Origin of the sequence: Mycobacterium gastri (assembly GCF_002102175.1) — a bacterium.
In the GTDB taxonomy this organism is placed as follows: domain Bacteria; phylum Actinomycetota; class Actinomycetes; order Mycobacteriales; family Mycobacteriaceae; genus Mycobacterium; species Mycobacterium gastri.
Genome location: NZ_LQOX01000101.1, coordinates 94,627 through 108,665 on the forward strand (window position 1 = coordinate 94,627; position 14,039 = coordinate 108,665).

Below are 14,039 nucleotides of genomic sequence, written 5' to 3' on the forward strand. Positions count from 1 at the left end.
CTGCGAGACTACATCCTTTTGGCGGTCGCGGCGGCGCGATCCATTTCCCAGTACGCCCGCAGCGCGACCAGCTGGCCGTCGTCGTTGGCTTTGTAGGTGAACACCCCTTCGGCGGTGATCTGGTAGTCGCCGGTGGTGATCAGGATGTGGCCGACGTTGGCTTCCTCGTTGCCGCATTGGAAGGTGTCGCGGAAGAAGAACTCGATCTTGGTGGTGGGCGCGATGGCCTTGTCCCAGAACGCCGCTATCGCGTCGCGGCCGCGGTGGCCGGTGCCTTCGGGGTCGAAAGCCGATGGCCCGATCGGGTCTTCGACGACGGCGTCATCGGCGAACACCGCCAGCCAGGCCTGTTTGTCCCGGGCTTGAACCGCTTCCCGGGATTGCCGGCCGGCTTCGTGGGCGGGGTGCGGATGGGTCATGCGTCCTGCCAACCGGAGTGGATATAGGTGTCGGCGAAGCGTTTCAGCGAGTCCTGCTTCTTCTCGAGCGGCGCGTCGAAGCCCAGGCCGTCAAACACCCACGGCATCACGATGTTGTCGGTGACCCCGATTTCGGCGAGCTCGCGGTGACCGTCGACGCCGAACTTGTCGATACAGACCGCCTGGAACTCGAATGGCTGGTCGGCCCGGCGGTATTCGGCTCGGAACGAGTTGAGCTTTCCGATGGTTTCGGCCAGCTGTGCACCGGTCATCATCGCGCTGGTCCAGCCGTCGCCGACGCGGGCGGCCCGCTTGAGCGCCACGTCGGTGTGTCCGCCGACGTAGATCGGCACCGGCTGGCTCGGTGCCGGGCTCATCTGCAGGCGATCGAAATCGAAGAATTCGCCGTGGAATTCCACCATGCCGCCGCCCAGCACCAGCCTGATCACCTTGATCATCTCGTCGACCCGTGCGCCGCGGCGCCGATACGGTACCCCGCACCATTCGAATTCCTCTGGCGCCCAACCGATTCCGATTCCGAGGCCGAAGCGGTTATTGGTCAGATTGGCAATCGAACCGACCTGGCGGGCCAGCAGCAGCGGCTGGCGGGACCCGAGCTTCAACACGTTGGTGTAGAACCGCAGCGTCGAGGTGACCGCGCCCATCGCGGCGGCGGCAATCAGCGGGTCAACCCAGGGGGTGTTCTCGTCCCACATCCGCGATCCGTCCGGGGTATACGGGTAATCGGCGGCCGCTGTCTCCATGAAGAACAGCGAATCCGGGAGGGCGATCGAATCGAACCCGACTTCCTCGGCGGTCCTGGCGATGCCGACCAGCTGGTCGAGCGGCCCCATGGCGATGCTGCAGGTGTACTTCATCCGGGTCATGACTTGACCGGCCTTTCAGAGCCCACGACCCACATCGAGAAGTACTGCGAGCCGCCACCGTAGGCGTGCCCCAAGGCTTTCCGTGCATTCGGAACCTGGTGATCGCCGCCCTTGCCCATCACCTGGATGGCCGCCTCGGCGAACCGGATCAGACCGGAGGCGCCGATCGGGTTGGAGGACATCACCCCCCCGGAGGGGTTCACCGGTATCCGTCCGCCGATGGCGGTTTCGCCGGCTTCGGTGAGCTTCCAGCCCTCTCCCTCAGGGGCAAACCCGAGGTTTTCCAACCACATTGGCTCGAACCAGGAGAACGGCACGTAGATTTCGGCGGCATCGATTTCGTCGATGGGATTGGTGATGCCCGCCGCCTTCCACAGCGCTGCGGCGGCATCGCGGCCGGCCTGCGGGCTCACCTGGTCGCGACCGGCGTAGGCCAGCGGTTCGGTGCGTAGCGCGGTGGCATGGATCCACGCCACCGGTTGCCCCTGCGCCACCCGGGCGTCGGCGATCTGCTCATTGCCGATCACCACCGCGCACGCGCCATCGGAGGACGGGCAGGTCTCGTCGTAGCGGATCGGATCCCACAGCATCGGGGACTGCATCACCTTCTCCAGGGTGATGTCCGGCTGCTGCAAGTGTGCCAACGGGTTTCGGCTGCCGTTGAGCCGGTCCTTGACGGCCACCATGGCCCCGATGTGCGTCGGGGCTCCGGAACGACGGATGTAGGCGCGCACGTGTGGAGCGAAATACCCGCCCGCGCCGGCACCGACCGGCTTGATGAACGGAATCGGAATCGACAGTGCCCACATGGCATTGGACTCCGACTGCTTTTCCCAGGCCATAGCCAGCACCCGGCGGTACTTGCCGGACTGCACCAGGCTGGCCGCCACCACGCCGGTGGATCCGCCGACCGAGCCCGCGGTGTGCACCCGGATCATCGGCTTACCCGTGGCGCCCATGGCGTCGGCCATGAACAGTTCCGGCATCATGACGCCTTCGAAGAAGTCGGGCGCCTTGCCCACCACGACGGCGTCGATGTCGTCGAAAGCGGACCCGGAATCTTCCAGGGCCCGGTCGATGGCCTCGCGGACCATGCCGTTCATCGAAACGTCGTGGCGCTTGGCGACGTACTTGGTCTGACCGGTCCCCAGTACCGCGGCCAGCTGTGCTCCTGCTCCGGCCATCAGTTTCTTCCTTCCATGACGGCGACCAGGTTTTGTTGCAACGCAGGCCCACTGGTCGCATGTGCCAGCACCCGGCGGGCCGAGCCGTCCCAGATATGTTGTGCAGCAAAGCCGATCCGCTCCAGGCCGGCGACGAACATCGGGTTGGCCGCCAGCGCACCGCCGGAGGGATTGACTTTCGTCTTGCCGGGAATGCCGATGGACTCCGCGAGGATCAGGTGCTGGTGGGTGAACGGCGCGCAGATCTCGGCCACGTCGATGTTGCGGGTCTTGCCGCCGGTGGCCGCCCTGGCCGCGCTTCTTGTCGACGGTGACGCGGTGAGGTCGCGCACGCCCAGCGACGGCGACTCGATGCGGTGTTCGATACCGGTTATCCACGCCGGGTTTTCCCGCAACTCCCGAGCGCGGTCGTCGGCCGCGAGGACGATCGCCGCGGCGCCGTCGGTGATCGGCGCAATGTCGTGGCGGCGCAGCGGGTCGGCGAAGAACGGCCGCTCCAGCAAGTCGTCCATGCTCACCGGCGGCTCGACGGAGTCCACCCGGCGGGCATTGGCGAAGGAGTCGAAAGCCACCCGCGCCATCTGCGATTCGCTCCACTTTCCGGAGTCGAGCCCGAGACGGGCCTGTAATCCGGCCATGGACACCGAATCCGGCCACAGCGGCGCGACGGTGTAGGGGTCGGTCTGGCGGGACAGGACGCGCCGCAGGGTTCCGGCGGAGGACTTGCCGAAGCCGTACACCAGCGCCGTGTCGACCTCGCCGGTCAGGATTTTGATGTAGGCCTCATACAGTGCCCATGCGGCGTCCATCTCGACGTGCGATTCGTTGATCGGCGGTACGGCGCCGATCGAGTCGATCGCCGAAATGAACGAAAATGCCCGTCCAGCAAGGTAATCCGAGGAGCCAGAACACCAGAAACCGATGTCGGCTTTGGTGATGCCGAGCTCGTCGTAGAGCTGGGCGAAGCACGGCATCAACATCTCGACGCCGTTGGTGGTGCCGTCGGTGCGGCGAACGTGCGGCGCGTGGGCGAAGCCGACCACCGCGACATTGCGAGCGCTCATATGCAGTTAGGCCCTTTACAGGTGGTGTTTGTAGGTGTCGTACTCGGCGTCCGGTTCGCCGGTGGGACGGAAGTACTGGATGTTGTCGATGCCGAATCCCCACTCCTCGCGAGGTTTCCACACCGCCTCGACCCGCATCCCCATCCGCACCTCGTGCGCGTCGACGTCAGAAACCAAATGCAGGAACGGGATATCGGCGCCGTCGAGCAACACGTAGGCCGCCACGTAGGGCGGCTTGATCCGCTGACCCATGAACGGGATGTTGATGATCGCGAACGTCGTCACCGTGCCCTTGTCCGGCAGCTCGACGAACTCGGTGGTCGGCTGGCCGGTGGCCGGGTCGGCGCCGTGCGGTGGGAAATAGACTTTTCCATTCTGGCCGGTGCGTGCGCCCAGCAGCTTGCCCTCGGCGATAGCGCGCAGATACGCGCTTTCCTCGTGGGACGCGGTGTGCTGGATGGTCATTTCGATCGGCGTGACGATCATGGTGACCGGTTCCTGGTCGCCTGGTGTGTCGGGGACCGGTTCGGATTCGCCGCCCAGCGCGAAGTACGCGATATCGGTGATGGCGCCTTGTGGCTCGTCGGCCCAGTGCGCATGCACCCGCGCGCCGGTGCTGATCTTGTCCGGTAGGCCAGCGTCGACGGCGTGCATCAGCAGGGTGTCGGCGCCGTCGAGCTTGATCAGCGCCCAGGCGAACGGTCGGTCCAGTGGCTGACCCGCCAGCGGCTCCGGCTGCCAGGTCCAGGAGACGACGGTGCCGACATCGGACACCGGTACCATCTCGCTCAGCGGTTGGTAGGTCACCGGGTCGTATTCCGTGGGTGGCACGTGCACCCGGCCATCGGTTCCGCGAACGCCCAGAACGCGGTGCTCCCGCAGCGCGGTGAAGAACTTGCTCAACGTAGGACCCACTGAACGGGTGTAGTCGAACGACAACGTCAACGGCGCGGAGAGAGGCGGCTCACGATGATCGATCAAGGTCGGGCCGCTCGAGGTGGCTGTCACGCCTTCGAGTAGAACAGGTTCTAACTATCTGAGCAAGAAGGCAGCGAGGAGGCAACGATGAAGCTGGGCCTGCAGCTGGGGTACTGGGGCGCTCAGCCTCCGGAGAACGCCGCGGAACTGGTCGCCGCGGCCGAGGACGCCGGGTTCGACGCCGTGTTCACCGCCGAGGCGTGGGGCTCCGACGCTTACACCCCGCTGGCCTGGTGGGGTTCGGCCACGCGGCGGGTGCGGCTGGGCACCTCGGTGGTCCAGTTGTCCGCGCGCACCCCGACGGCGTGCGCGATGGCGGCGCTGACCTTGGATCATCTGTCCGGTGGCCGCCACATTCTGGGGCTCGGTGTGTCCGGCCCGCAGGTGGTCGAGGGTTGGTACGGCCAGCCGTTCCCCAAGCCGCTGGCCCGCACCCGGGAGTACATCGACATCGTGCGCCAGGTGTGGGCCCGGGAGAAGCCGGTGACCAGCGACGGCCCCCACTATCCGCTGCCGCTGACCGGCTCGGGGACCACCGGGCTGGGTAAGGCGTTGAAGCCCATTACCCATCCGTTGCGGGCCGACATCCCGATCATGCTGGGTGCGGAGGGGCCGAAGAATGTGGCGCTGGCCGCCGAGATCTGCGACGGTTGGCTGCCGATTTTCTATTCGCCCCGGATGGCCGGCATGTACAACGAATGGCTGGACGAGGGATTCGCCCGGCCGAGTGCGCGGCGTTCACGGGAGGATTTCGAGATCTGCGCAACGGCGCAGATTGTCGTCACCGAAGACCGCGCGGCGGCGTTCACCGGCATCAAGCCGTTCCTGGCCCTCTACATGGGCGGGATGGGCGCCGAGGACACCAACTTCCACGCCGACGTCTATCGGCGGATGGGCTACGCCGAGATCGTCGACGACGTGACCAAGCTGTTCCGGTCCGGGCGCAAGGACGAGGCCGCGGCGGTGATCCCCGACGAGCTCGTCGACGACGCCATGATCGTCGGCGATCTCGACTACGTGCGTAAGCAGATCGTGGCCTGGGAGGCCGCGGGGGTGACCATGATGGTGGTGGCCGCTCGCAGCGTTGAGCAGGTCCGCGACCTTGCCGGGCTGGTTTGAGGGCGGTTCTTGCCAGGCGATTAGAACGCGTTCTAGATTGACCGGGTGGGTTCAGATGGCGTGCGCGTCGCCGAAGGTCATCTCCACGTTGGCCGCCGACTGCGACGCCAGTGCCCGCTTGGGCAGGCCCAGCAAGGCGAGTTCCTTGGCGTAGGGGTGGTCACCGAGGCGCAGCCGGGCGCCCCCGATCCTGGCCCGCAGGCCCGACATCTTCATCTCCCACGGGATCTCCCGGGTGACACCGTCTTGGTGAGAATAGGCCTTGAGCACCTGCGCTTTGCCCGTTGGAATAGGCACTCCGTTGCTGAACTCCATGCCGGCGATGAGCTGCCCGTCGGCGCTGACGTCGAAACTGAATTTGGCGCCCTCACGAACGTTGAAGTCCGCCATGATCTTCGGGAAACCCCAGATGGTGCGGCCGGCCTCGAGGGTGAAGGACTGGTCGACCGGCAGGTGGTGGATGAACGCCGCGGCCTTCGCGAGGGCCCGTGGACCCCGGGCTTGTCGGGCTCGGCTGCCGGGCGGATTGACCATGACGGCGGTGCCGTACTCGTGGTACTGGCCGAGGTCGCCGTCGACGTAGCGCACCAGCATCTGCATCACGATCGCTTTGCCTGGCAGATATTCGCACACCGTGAGGCCGCTGTAGTTGATGAGTCTTTGGGTCGGCGCGGCGGCCACCGAGAACATCGCCGAGTGCATATTCGCTTTACGGATACGGACCGGCATGGTGAGCACCTTGCCGGCGATGGTGTGTTGCGAGACAGCCATGACGCTCACTGTAATGCGGAGGACTGCCATGACTGAAGCCACTGAAGCCACTGAAGCCTTTGACAGGCCCGACGTCGATCTGACCGACGGCACCTTTTACGCCAGTCGCCAGGCGCGGGCGGCGTACCGGTGGATGCGTGCGCATGAGCCGGTATTCCGAGACCGCAACGGACTGGCCGCGGCGTCGACCTACCAGGCGGTGATCGACGCCGAGCGGCAGCCCGAGCTGTTCTCCAACGCCGGTGGCATCCGTCCCGACCAGCCGGCCATGCCGATGATGATCGACATGGACGACCCGGCACATCTGTTGCGGCGCAAGCTCGTCAACGCCGGCTTCACCCGCAAGCGGGTGAAAGACAAGGAGGCCTCGATCGCGGCGTTGTGTGACACGCTGATCGACGCGGTGTGCGAACGCGGCGAGTGTGACTTCGTGCGGGATCTTGCCGCGCCGCTGCCGATGGCGGTGATCGGCGACATGCTTGGCGTCCGCCCGGAACAGCGGGACATGTTTCTCAGGTGGTCCGACGATCTGGTGACATTTCTGAGTTCCCATGTGTCGCAAGAGGATTTTCAGGTCAGCATGGATGCCTTTGCCGCTTACAACGACTTCATCCGGGAGACTATTGCGGCGCGGCGTGCGGAGCCCACCGACGATCTGGTGAGTGTGCTGGTGAGTTCTGAGGTCGACGGGGAGCGGCTGAGCGACGACGAACTCGTCATGGAGACGCTGCTGATCCTGATCGGCGGCGACGAGACCACCCGGCATACGTTGAGTGGTGGTACCGAGCAGTTGCTGCGCAACCGCGACCAGTGGAATTTGCTGGTGACCGATCCGTCGTTGGTGCCGTCGGCGGTCGAGGAGATGCTGCGCTGGACGGCGCCGGTGAAAAACATGTGCCGAATGTTGACTCGTGATACGGACTTTCATGGCACGGCGTTGCGTGCGGGCGAGAAGATGATGCTCTTGTTCGAGTCGGCCAACTTCGACGAGACGGTATTTCTGGATGCCGAGCGATTTGACATTCAGCGAAACCCGAACAGTCACTTGGCGTTCGGGTTCGGCACGCATTTCTGCCTGGGCAACCAATTGGCGCGCCTGGAGCTGTCGTTGATGACCGATCGGTTGCTGCGGCGGCTGCCGGACTTGCGGCTGGTGTCCTCGGATGACGCGTTGCCGTTGCGGCCGGCGAACTTCGTCAGCGGGCTGGAGTCGATGCCGGTGGTGTTCACTCCTAGTGCGCCGCTGGGTTGAGTTGCGTTGCCTGCGTTGCGCCGAACGTGTTCTCAGCGCGAGATTTTGGCCGAGTTTTCGCGCTGACTGCACGCTCGGCGGGCCCAGGCGGCGGCCATGCGGCGCAGGATGCCGCCGGGCACGTCCTCGACGGTGACCCGCACGACGATCCAGCCAAGATCGGTCAGCGCTTCGAAACGCGCGATGTCCTTGTTGAATTGCCTGCGATCGGTCCGATGATGATCACCCTCGTACTCGACCGCGACTTTGATGTCCGCCCAGCCCATGTCGAGTACGCCGACAAGCTCGCCGTACTGCCCGTAAACCGCGATCTGGGTCTGCGGCCGCGGATAACCCGCGTCGATGAGCAGCAACCGCAGCCAGGTCTCGCGCGGTGACTCCGCGCCCGCGTCGACCAGCTTGAGTGCGCTGCGGGCACGCCGGATGTTGCGGTGTCCGTTGTAGCGTTCGGCCAGCAATTCGGCGTCGGCGACCCGGAATCTGGTTGCGCTGGCCAGCGCGTCGATAGCCGCAACCGCCGTGCCGACCGGATTTCGGCAGGCGAGGTCGAGGGCAGTGCGGGCCGGGGTGGTTGCTTGTAGGCCGCCTATCAGCTGGATCTCGTCACTGGCCACGGCGCTCGACCAGGTCAGGATGCCGCTCGGGGGCCGGCGGTGGTCATAGAGCAATTGGGCCGGTGCTCGATGATCGACCCATTTGGCGCCATGCAGTGCGGCAGCCGAGTGGCCCGCGATAACGCCGCGCCGTCGGGACCACAGCCAGGCGGCATGAGCGCGTGTCGTGGCGGTGAGGTCCGTGCCGGGCGGGACGTATACGTCGGGATGGACCGCGACGTATCGGCTACGTAGCCGATACGGCGTCAGCGCACCCGATACGATCGCTTCACTGCCGATGAATGGTCCGGTCACGGACCAGCAGTGTGGCGCGGGGTACCGACAAGGCCGTCGAGTGTGTTCTGGCTGTCAAAATTTGGCCGAATCCTCGCAGTCAGAATACGCTCGGTGAGGCGGATTCAGCGGTTCTGGAAGTTGGGCTTGCGTTTTTCGGCGAACGCCTTCGGGCCTTCCTTGGCGTCATCGGACAGGAACACCTTGATGCCGATCTGGGTGTCGATCTTGAACGCATCGTTTTCGGCCATTCCCTCGGTCCCCCGGATGGTTCGCAGGATCGCCTGCACGGCGAGCGGGCCATTGCTTTCGATAATGTCCGCGATTTCGAGGGCTTTCGTCAGGGCCTGCCCGTCGGGCACGACATAGCCGATCAGGCCCATGTCCTTGGCCTCAGCGGCGGTGATGTGGCGTCCGGTCAGCAGCAGGTCACACGCCACCGTGTAGGGGATCTGGCGCACCAGTCGCACAGCGGAGCCGCCCATCGGGTACAGGCTCCACTTGGCCTCCGAAATGCCGAACTTGGCGCTTTCGCCGGCGACGCGGATGTCGGTGCCCTGCAGGATCTCGGTGCCGCCCGCGATCGCGGGACCTTCCACCGCGGCGATCAACGGTTTGGTGAGTCGTCGGCCTTTGAGCAGGGCGTCGATACGCGACGGGTCGTAGCTGCCGTCCTTGAACGAATCACCCGGCGGCTTCTTGGTTGCGGCCTTCAGATCCATGCCGGCGCAGAAGTAGCCACCGGCCCCGGTGAGGATGGCGCATCGGATGTCGGGATCGTTGTCGACGCGGTCCCAGGCCTCGACCATGATCTGCATCATTTCGCTGCTCAGCGCGTTACGTGCGTGTGGCCGGTTCATCGTCACGACGAGGGTGTGGCCGCGCTGCTCGACCAGCGCATCCCCTTCGGGTTCGTTTGCTGGTGCTGCAGCGTTGTCCACGGCCACGGCTAACCGCCTCTCGCTCGACATCGGGCATTCGCTTGTCAAGAAATGTAACACGTTCTAGTTTGGGGTCCGTGGCCCTCAATATTGCCGATCTCGCCGAGCACGCCATCGACGCTGTGCCTGACCGGGTAGCCCTCATCTGCGGCGATGAGCAGCTGACCTACGCCCAACTCGAGGAGAAAGCCAACCGCCTGGCGCACTACCTGCTCGACCACGGAGTGCGGAAGGACGACAAGGTCGGACTGTACTGCCGCAACCGCAACGAGATCGTCATCGCGATGCTCGGCATCGTGAAGGCGGGCGCCATTCTGGTCAACGTCAACTACCGGTATGTCGAGGGTGAGCTTCGGTACCTCTTCGACAACTCCGACATGGTTGCGCTGGTTCACGAGCGCCAGTACTCCGACCGGGTCGCCAACGTGCTGCCGGACACACCCAACGTCAAGACGGTCCTCGTCGTCGAGGACGGCTCGGATGTTTCAGACCAGGACTATCAGCGCTACGGGGGCGTCGAGTTCCATGCGGCGCTGGAGCAGGGCTCACCTGAGCGGGACTTCGGTGAGCGCAGCTCTGATGACATCTACCTGCTCTACACCGGCGGCACGACGGGATTCCCGAAGGGCGTGATGTGGCGCCACGAGGACATCTACCGGGTGCTGTTCGGCGGAACCGACTTCGCCACAGGGAAATTCGTGGAGGACGAATACGACCTAGCGCGTGCCGCCGCCGCTAATCAGCCGATGATCCGGTATCCGATTCCGCCGATGATCCACGGGGCCACCCAGTCGGCCACCTGGATGTCCATCTTCTCCGGTCAAACCACCGTTCTGGCACCGGAATTCGACGCCGACGAGGTGTGGCGCACGGTTGAGCAGCACAAGGTGAACCTGTTGTTCTTCACAGGTGACGCGATGGCCCGGCCGTTACTGGATGCGCTTGACCGAGAACATGATTACGATCTGTCGTCGCTGTTCCTGCTGGCCAGCACCGCGGCGCTGTTCTCGCCGAGCATCAAGCAGAAACTGCTCGAGTTGCTTCCGAATCGGGTAATCACCGACTCAATTGGGTCGTCGGAGACCGGGTTTGGCGGTACCAGCATCGTCGCCGCCGGCGCGTCGCAGAACGGAGGACCGCGAGTCACCATCGACCATCGGACCGTCGTCCTCGACGAGGACGGCAACGAGGTCAAGCCCGGTTCCGGGGTGCGCGGCATGATCGCGAAGAAAGGCAACATTCCGGTCGGCTATTACAAGGACGAGAAGAAGACCGCCGAGACGTTCAAGACCATCAACGGTGTGCGGTATGCGATTCCGGGCGACTACGCCATGGTCGAGGCGGACGGAACGGTCACCATGCTGGGCCGCGGCTCGGTGTCGATCAACAGCGGCGGCGAGAAGATTTATCCCGAAGAGGTCGAGGCAGCGTTGAAGGGCCATCCCGACGTCTTCGACGCTCTGGTGGTCGGGGTGCCCGATCCCCGCTACGGCCAGCAGGTGGCGGCCGTCGTGCAGGCCCGGCCCGGGTGCCGCCCGTCGCTGGCCGAGCTGGATGGCTTTGTACGCTCGCAGATAGCGGGATACAAAGTGCCGCGCAGCATTTGGTTCGTCGACGAGGTGAAGCGGTCACCTGCCGGTAAGCCGGATTACCGCTGGGCCAAGGAGCAGACCGAGGCTCGGCCGGCCGACGACGTGCGGGCGGGTCAGGTGGCGACGGGGGCGTAATTTGAGCCTGGTCGGCGGCTTTACCCGAGCTGGGGCGGCGATTGCGTGAGTGACGTTGTGGGGTAAGCTAATTCAGGTCCGGCTGGGTGGGCTCCGCGTTACACCGCGACGGGGCGCCCGGTACTTCCGGATCGGCTGGTTAGGGGCTCGTTTGGGCGCGCAACGTGCGGCGGGTCGGGTGTTCTTGCGCTCGTAACCTGATCGCCTTGAATGCCGGGCGCTGACCCGGTGCGAGTGGTCGTGCGCGATGCGGTTAGCGCGTCTGCGTGTTCATGGGCCGCCGACGCAACCGGGCCGCCGGCAACTGCTAGCTCCCTCGCATTCCTGCCGGTGCACACCGCCGGCAAGCTGATGCACCGCACAGCCGCCTACCCGGACATCAACAGCCGACGCGTTCGCGTCGGCGCGTTGCGGGCGGGCCTCGGTCACTGGCCGAAGCCCGGTGCCGAGGCACACACCGTTTCTCCGCCGGCCCGCCGCCCAATGAGCGGCGTGACTATGCGGCCAACAGCCCGCGGGCACTACCAGTCAGGCCCGTTGGTACGGGATAGCTGGTCTGTTGCCCGTGGCGCGCCGATGGTTTCGCGCTATCAGGCGCTACCCCCAGTGCCGGCGGTACCGCCTTTGCCGCCCTTCCCGCCGGTGCTACCGATAGGAGGTAGGCCGGGTGCGCCGATGCCGCCGGATGTGCCGGGATTGAGACCGCCGGCTCCGGCGCCGCCGTTGCCGCCGGCGGCGCCGTCGCCGCCGGTCCCGCCGGTGCCGGCTTTGCCAGTACCGGTGCCGGTACCGCCGTTGCCGCCGGCGGCGCCGTCGCCGCCGATACCGCCCTGGCCGCCGGCACCGGTTGCGCCACCGGTGCCGCCGTTGCCGCCCTTGCCGCCGTTGCCGCCGTTGCCGCCGTTGCCGCCGTCGTTATTGCCGATGCCGGCATTGCCTCCGTTGCCGCCCGCGCCCGCGTTGCCGCCAGCGCCACCGGCTCCGCCGCTGCCGCTGCCGCTGCCGCTGCCGCCTTGGCCGCCCTTGCCACCGTCGGCGCCGTTACCGCCGAGGCCGCCGCCGCCACCGGAGCCGGTGGTGCCACCGAGGCCGCCCTTGCCGCCGGCGCCGCCCTGGCCGCCGCCGCCGGCAGCGCCGCCGCTGCCATTGCCGCCAGTAGCGTTGCCGCCGTTGCCGCCGTTGCCCGCGATGCCGCCGGCGCCGCCCTGGCCGCCAAGGCCCTTGCCCCTGCCGGCGCCGCCGGTGCCGCCTGTGCCGCCGTCGCCGCCCAGGCCGCCTTGGCCGCCGGAGCCGCCATCAGTCGCGTTACCGCCGGCACCTCCGCCGCCGGCGGTACCGCCCTTGCCGCCATTGGCGCCGTTGCCGAGACCACCGACTTTGCTGCCGCCGTTGCCGCCCAGGCCGCCGTTGCCGCCCAGGCCGCCGTTGCCGGCGTTGCCGCCGCCGACCCCGCCAGTACCGGCACCACCTTGACCGCCGGCTCCGCCGACGCCGCCCTGGCCGCCCTGGCCACCAGCGGTGGGGGTGTTTGCCGTGGCGCCGAGGCCGCCGGCACCGCCGGCGCCCCCGACACCGCCGTTGCCGCCGTTGCCCGCGGTGCCGCCATTGGCGGCGCCACCGGCTCCGCCGGCGCCGCCGGCTCCACCCTTACCTCCCAGGCCACCTGTGGCGGGCGCAACGGCAGCGCTGCCTTGGCCGCCCTTGCCGCCGTTGCCGCCGAGCCCCCCGTCGCCGCCGGTGCCCGCGGTGCCGGCGCTGCCACCGCCACCGGTACCGGCTACTCCGGCTGCTCCGGCGTCGCCGCCAGCGCCGCCCTTGCCGCCGTCGGCGCCGTTGCCGCCGGTGGTACCGGTGTTATTGCCGCCGTTGGCACCGGTGCCGCCAGCGCCGCCGGTGCCGCCCTTGCCGCCGCTGCCGGCGGTGCCCCCATTGGCCGCGCCACCGGTGCCGCCCTGGCCACCGGCCCCGCCCTGGCCGCCCTGGCCGCCGGCGACAGGTGCGGTTGTGGAGTCGGTGCCTTTGCCGCCGGCGCCGCCCTTGCCGCCGGTGCCGCCCTGGCCGCCGTCGCCGGCGGTGCCTGCGGCGCCGGTGGTGGAGCCGATGCCGCCTTTGCCGGCGTCGCCGCCTTGGCCGCCGGTGCCGCCCTGGCCGCCAGCCTGTCCCATTGCCCCTGGCGTGCCGCTATCTGCCCCATTGCCGCCGTTGGCACCTTGACCGCCGGTGCCGCCGGTGCCGCCTTGGCCGCCGGCGCCTTGGGTGCCGGCGGTGCCGGTGAACGCGTTGCCGGCGGCACCGCCGGTGCCGCCTTGGCCGCCGGCCCCGCCTTGGCCGCCGGTGCCGCCGGTGGCCCCGGCCGCCGCGGTCGTCAGGTTGTCGGCGCCCTTGCCGCCGGTGCCGCCGGTGCCGCCCTTACCGCCGTCGCCGGCGGTGCCATCGGCACCGAGGGTGGAACCCAAACCGCCCTTGCCGGCGTCGCCGCCTTGACCGCCGACCCCACCCTGGCCGCCGGCCTGACCCGCGATGGCCGGGTTGGTGCTATCGGTGCCGGTGCCGCCCTGACCACCGGCGCCGCCGGTGCCACCCACACCGCCTTGCCCGCCGGCGCCCTGGCTGCCGGCGGTACCGGTGAACGCATTACCCGCAGCCCCGCCGGTGCCGCCCTGCCCACCGGCCCCACCGGCGCCGCCGGTGCCGCCGGTGGCCCCGGCCGCCGCGGTCGTCAGGTTGTCAGCACCCTTGCCGCCGGTGCCGCCGGTGCCGCCCTTACCGCCGTCGCCGGCGGTGCCATCGGCACCGAGGGTGGAGCCCCA

At 67.5% G+C, this 14,039-nt stretch carries 11 protein-coding genes and 1 pseudogene; 3 read left to right on the plus strand and 9 right to left on the minus strand.

Annotated features, from left to right (window positions below; translation table 11 throughout):
• Positions 1–8: 8 nt before the first annotated feature.
• The 5 genes from AWC07_RS11570 to AWC07_RS11590 are packed head-to-tail and all read right to left on the minus strand — an operon-like array spanning position 9 to position 4,562.
• Positions 9–419, minus strand: a complete 411-nt coding sequence (locus AWC07_RS11570) for a nuclear transport factor 2 family protein (protein WP_036415892.1) — start codon at positions 417–419, stop codon at positions 9–11.
• Positions 416–1,297, minus strand: a complete 882-nt coding sequence (locus AWC07_RS11575; protein ID WP_085105076.1) for a TIGR03619 family F420-dependent LLM class oxidoreductase — start codon at positions 1,295–1,297, stop codon at positions 416–418. The genes AWC07_RS11570 and AWC07_RS11575 overlap by 4 nt, the downstream gene beginning before the upstream one ends.
• A gap of 5 nt (positions 1,298–1,302) precedes the next feature.
• On the minus strand, positions 1,303–2,490 hold the full coding sequence (locus AWC07_RS11580; RefSeq protein ID WP_036419605.1) for a thiolase domain-containing protein: 1,188 nt from the start codon (positions 2,488–2,490) through the stop codon (positions 1,303–1,305).
• Positions 2,490–3,554: a thiolase domain-containing protein gene (locus tag AWC07_RS11585; RefSeq protein ID WP_036419603.1), complete on the minus strand. Its 1,065-nt coding sequence runs from the start codon at positions 3,552–3,554 to the stop codon at positions 2,490–2,492. The genes AWC07_RS11580 and AWC07_RS11585 overlap by 1 nt, the downstream gene beginning before the upstream one ends.
• 15 nt (positions 3,555–3,569) lie before the next feature.
• Complete coding sequence (locus AWC07_RS11590; protein WP_036419601.1) at positions 3,570–4,562, minus strand: Zn-ribbon domain-containing OB-fold protein; 993 nt, start codon at positions 4,560–4,562, stop codon at positions 3,570–3,572.
• A 57-nt stretch (positions 4,563–4,619) separates the two neighbouring features.
• Between AWC07_RS11590 and AWC07_RS11595 the strand changes: the two genes are divergently transcribed.
• Positions 4,620–5,651: an LLM class F420-dependent oxidoreductase gene (locus AWC07_RS11595; RefSeq protein ID WP_036419600.1), complete on the plus strand. Its 1,032-nt coding sequence runs from the start codon at positions 4,620–4,622 to the stop codon at positions 5,649–5,651.
• Positions 5,652–5,702: 51 nt separating this feature from the next.
• Here the strand turns inward: AWC07_RS11595 and AWC07_RS11600 are convergent, their stop codons facing one another.
• Positions 5,703–6,422, minus strand: a complete 720-nt coding sequence (locus tag AWC07_RS11600; protein ID WP_036419598.1) for an acetoacetate decarboxylase family protein — start codon at positions 6,420–6,422, stop codon at positions 5,703–5,705.
• Positions 6,423–6,450: 28 nt separating this feature from the next.
• Here AWC07_RS11600 and AWC07_RS11605 point away from each other — a divergent pair, with 28 nt between their 5' ends.
• Positions 6,451–7,674, plus strand: a complete 1,224-nt coding sequence (locus AWC07_RS11605) for a cytochrome P450 (protein ID WP_036419595.1) — start codon at positions 6,451–6,453, stop codon at positions 7,672–7,674.
• Positions 7,675–7,706: 32 nt separating this feature from the next.
• Here AWC07_RS11605 and AWC07_RS11610 read toward each other — a convergent pair whose 3' ends face one another.
• Both AWC07_RS11610 and AWC07_RS11615 read right to left on the minus strand, forming a co-directional pair.
• Positions 7,707–8,582 carry a hypothetical protein gene (locus tag AWC07_RS11610; RefSeq protein WP_036419593.1) on the minus strand — a complete coding sequence of 292 codons (876 nt, stop codon included), beginning with the start codon at positions 8,580–8,582 and terminating at the stop codon, positions 7,707–7,709.
• A 104-nt stretch (positions 8,583–8,686) separates the two neighbouring features.
• Positions 8,687–9,421 carry a crotonase/enoyl-CoA hydratase family protein gene (locus AWC07_RS11615; protein ID WP_244187570.1) on the minus strand — a complete coding sequence of 245 codons (735 nt, stop codon included), beginning with the start codon at positions 9,419–9,421 and terminating at the stop codon, positions 8,687–8,689.
• Positions 9,422–9,570: 149 nt separating this feature from the next.
• Between AWC07_RS11615 and AWC07_RS11620 the strand changes: the two genes are divergently transcribed.
• The gene (locus tag AWC07_RS11620) at positions 9,571–11,229 is read left to right on the plus strand and encodes an acyl-CoA synthetase (protein WP_085105075.1); all 1,659 of its coding nucleotides are present in this window, start codon (positions 9,571–9,573) and stop codon (positions 11,227–11,229) included.
• A 590-nt stretch (positions 11,230–11,819) separates the two neighbouring features.
• On the opposite strand, the pseudogene AWC07_RS28700 reads toward AWC07_RS11620, so the two are convergent.
• Positions 11,820–14,039: pseudogene (locus AWC07_RS28700) on the minus strand (PE family protein); the annotation flags it as partial.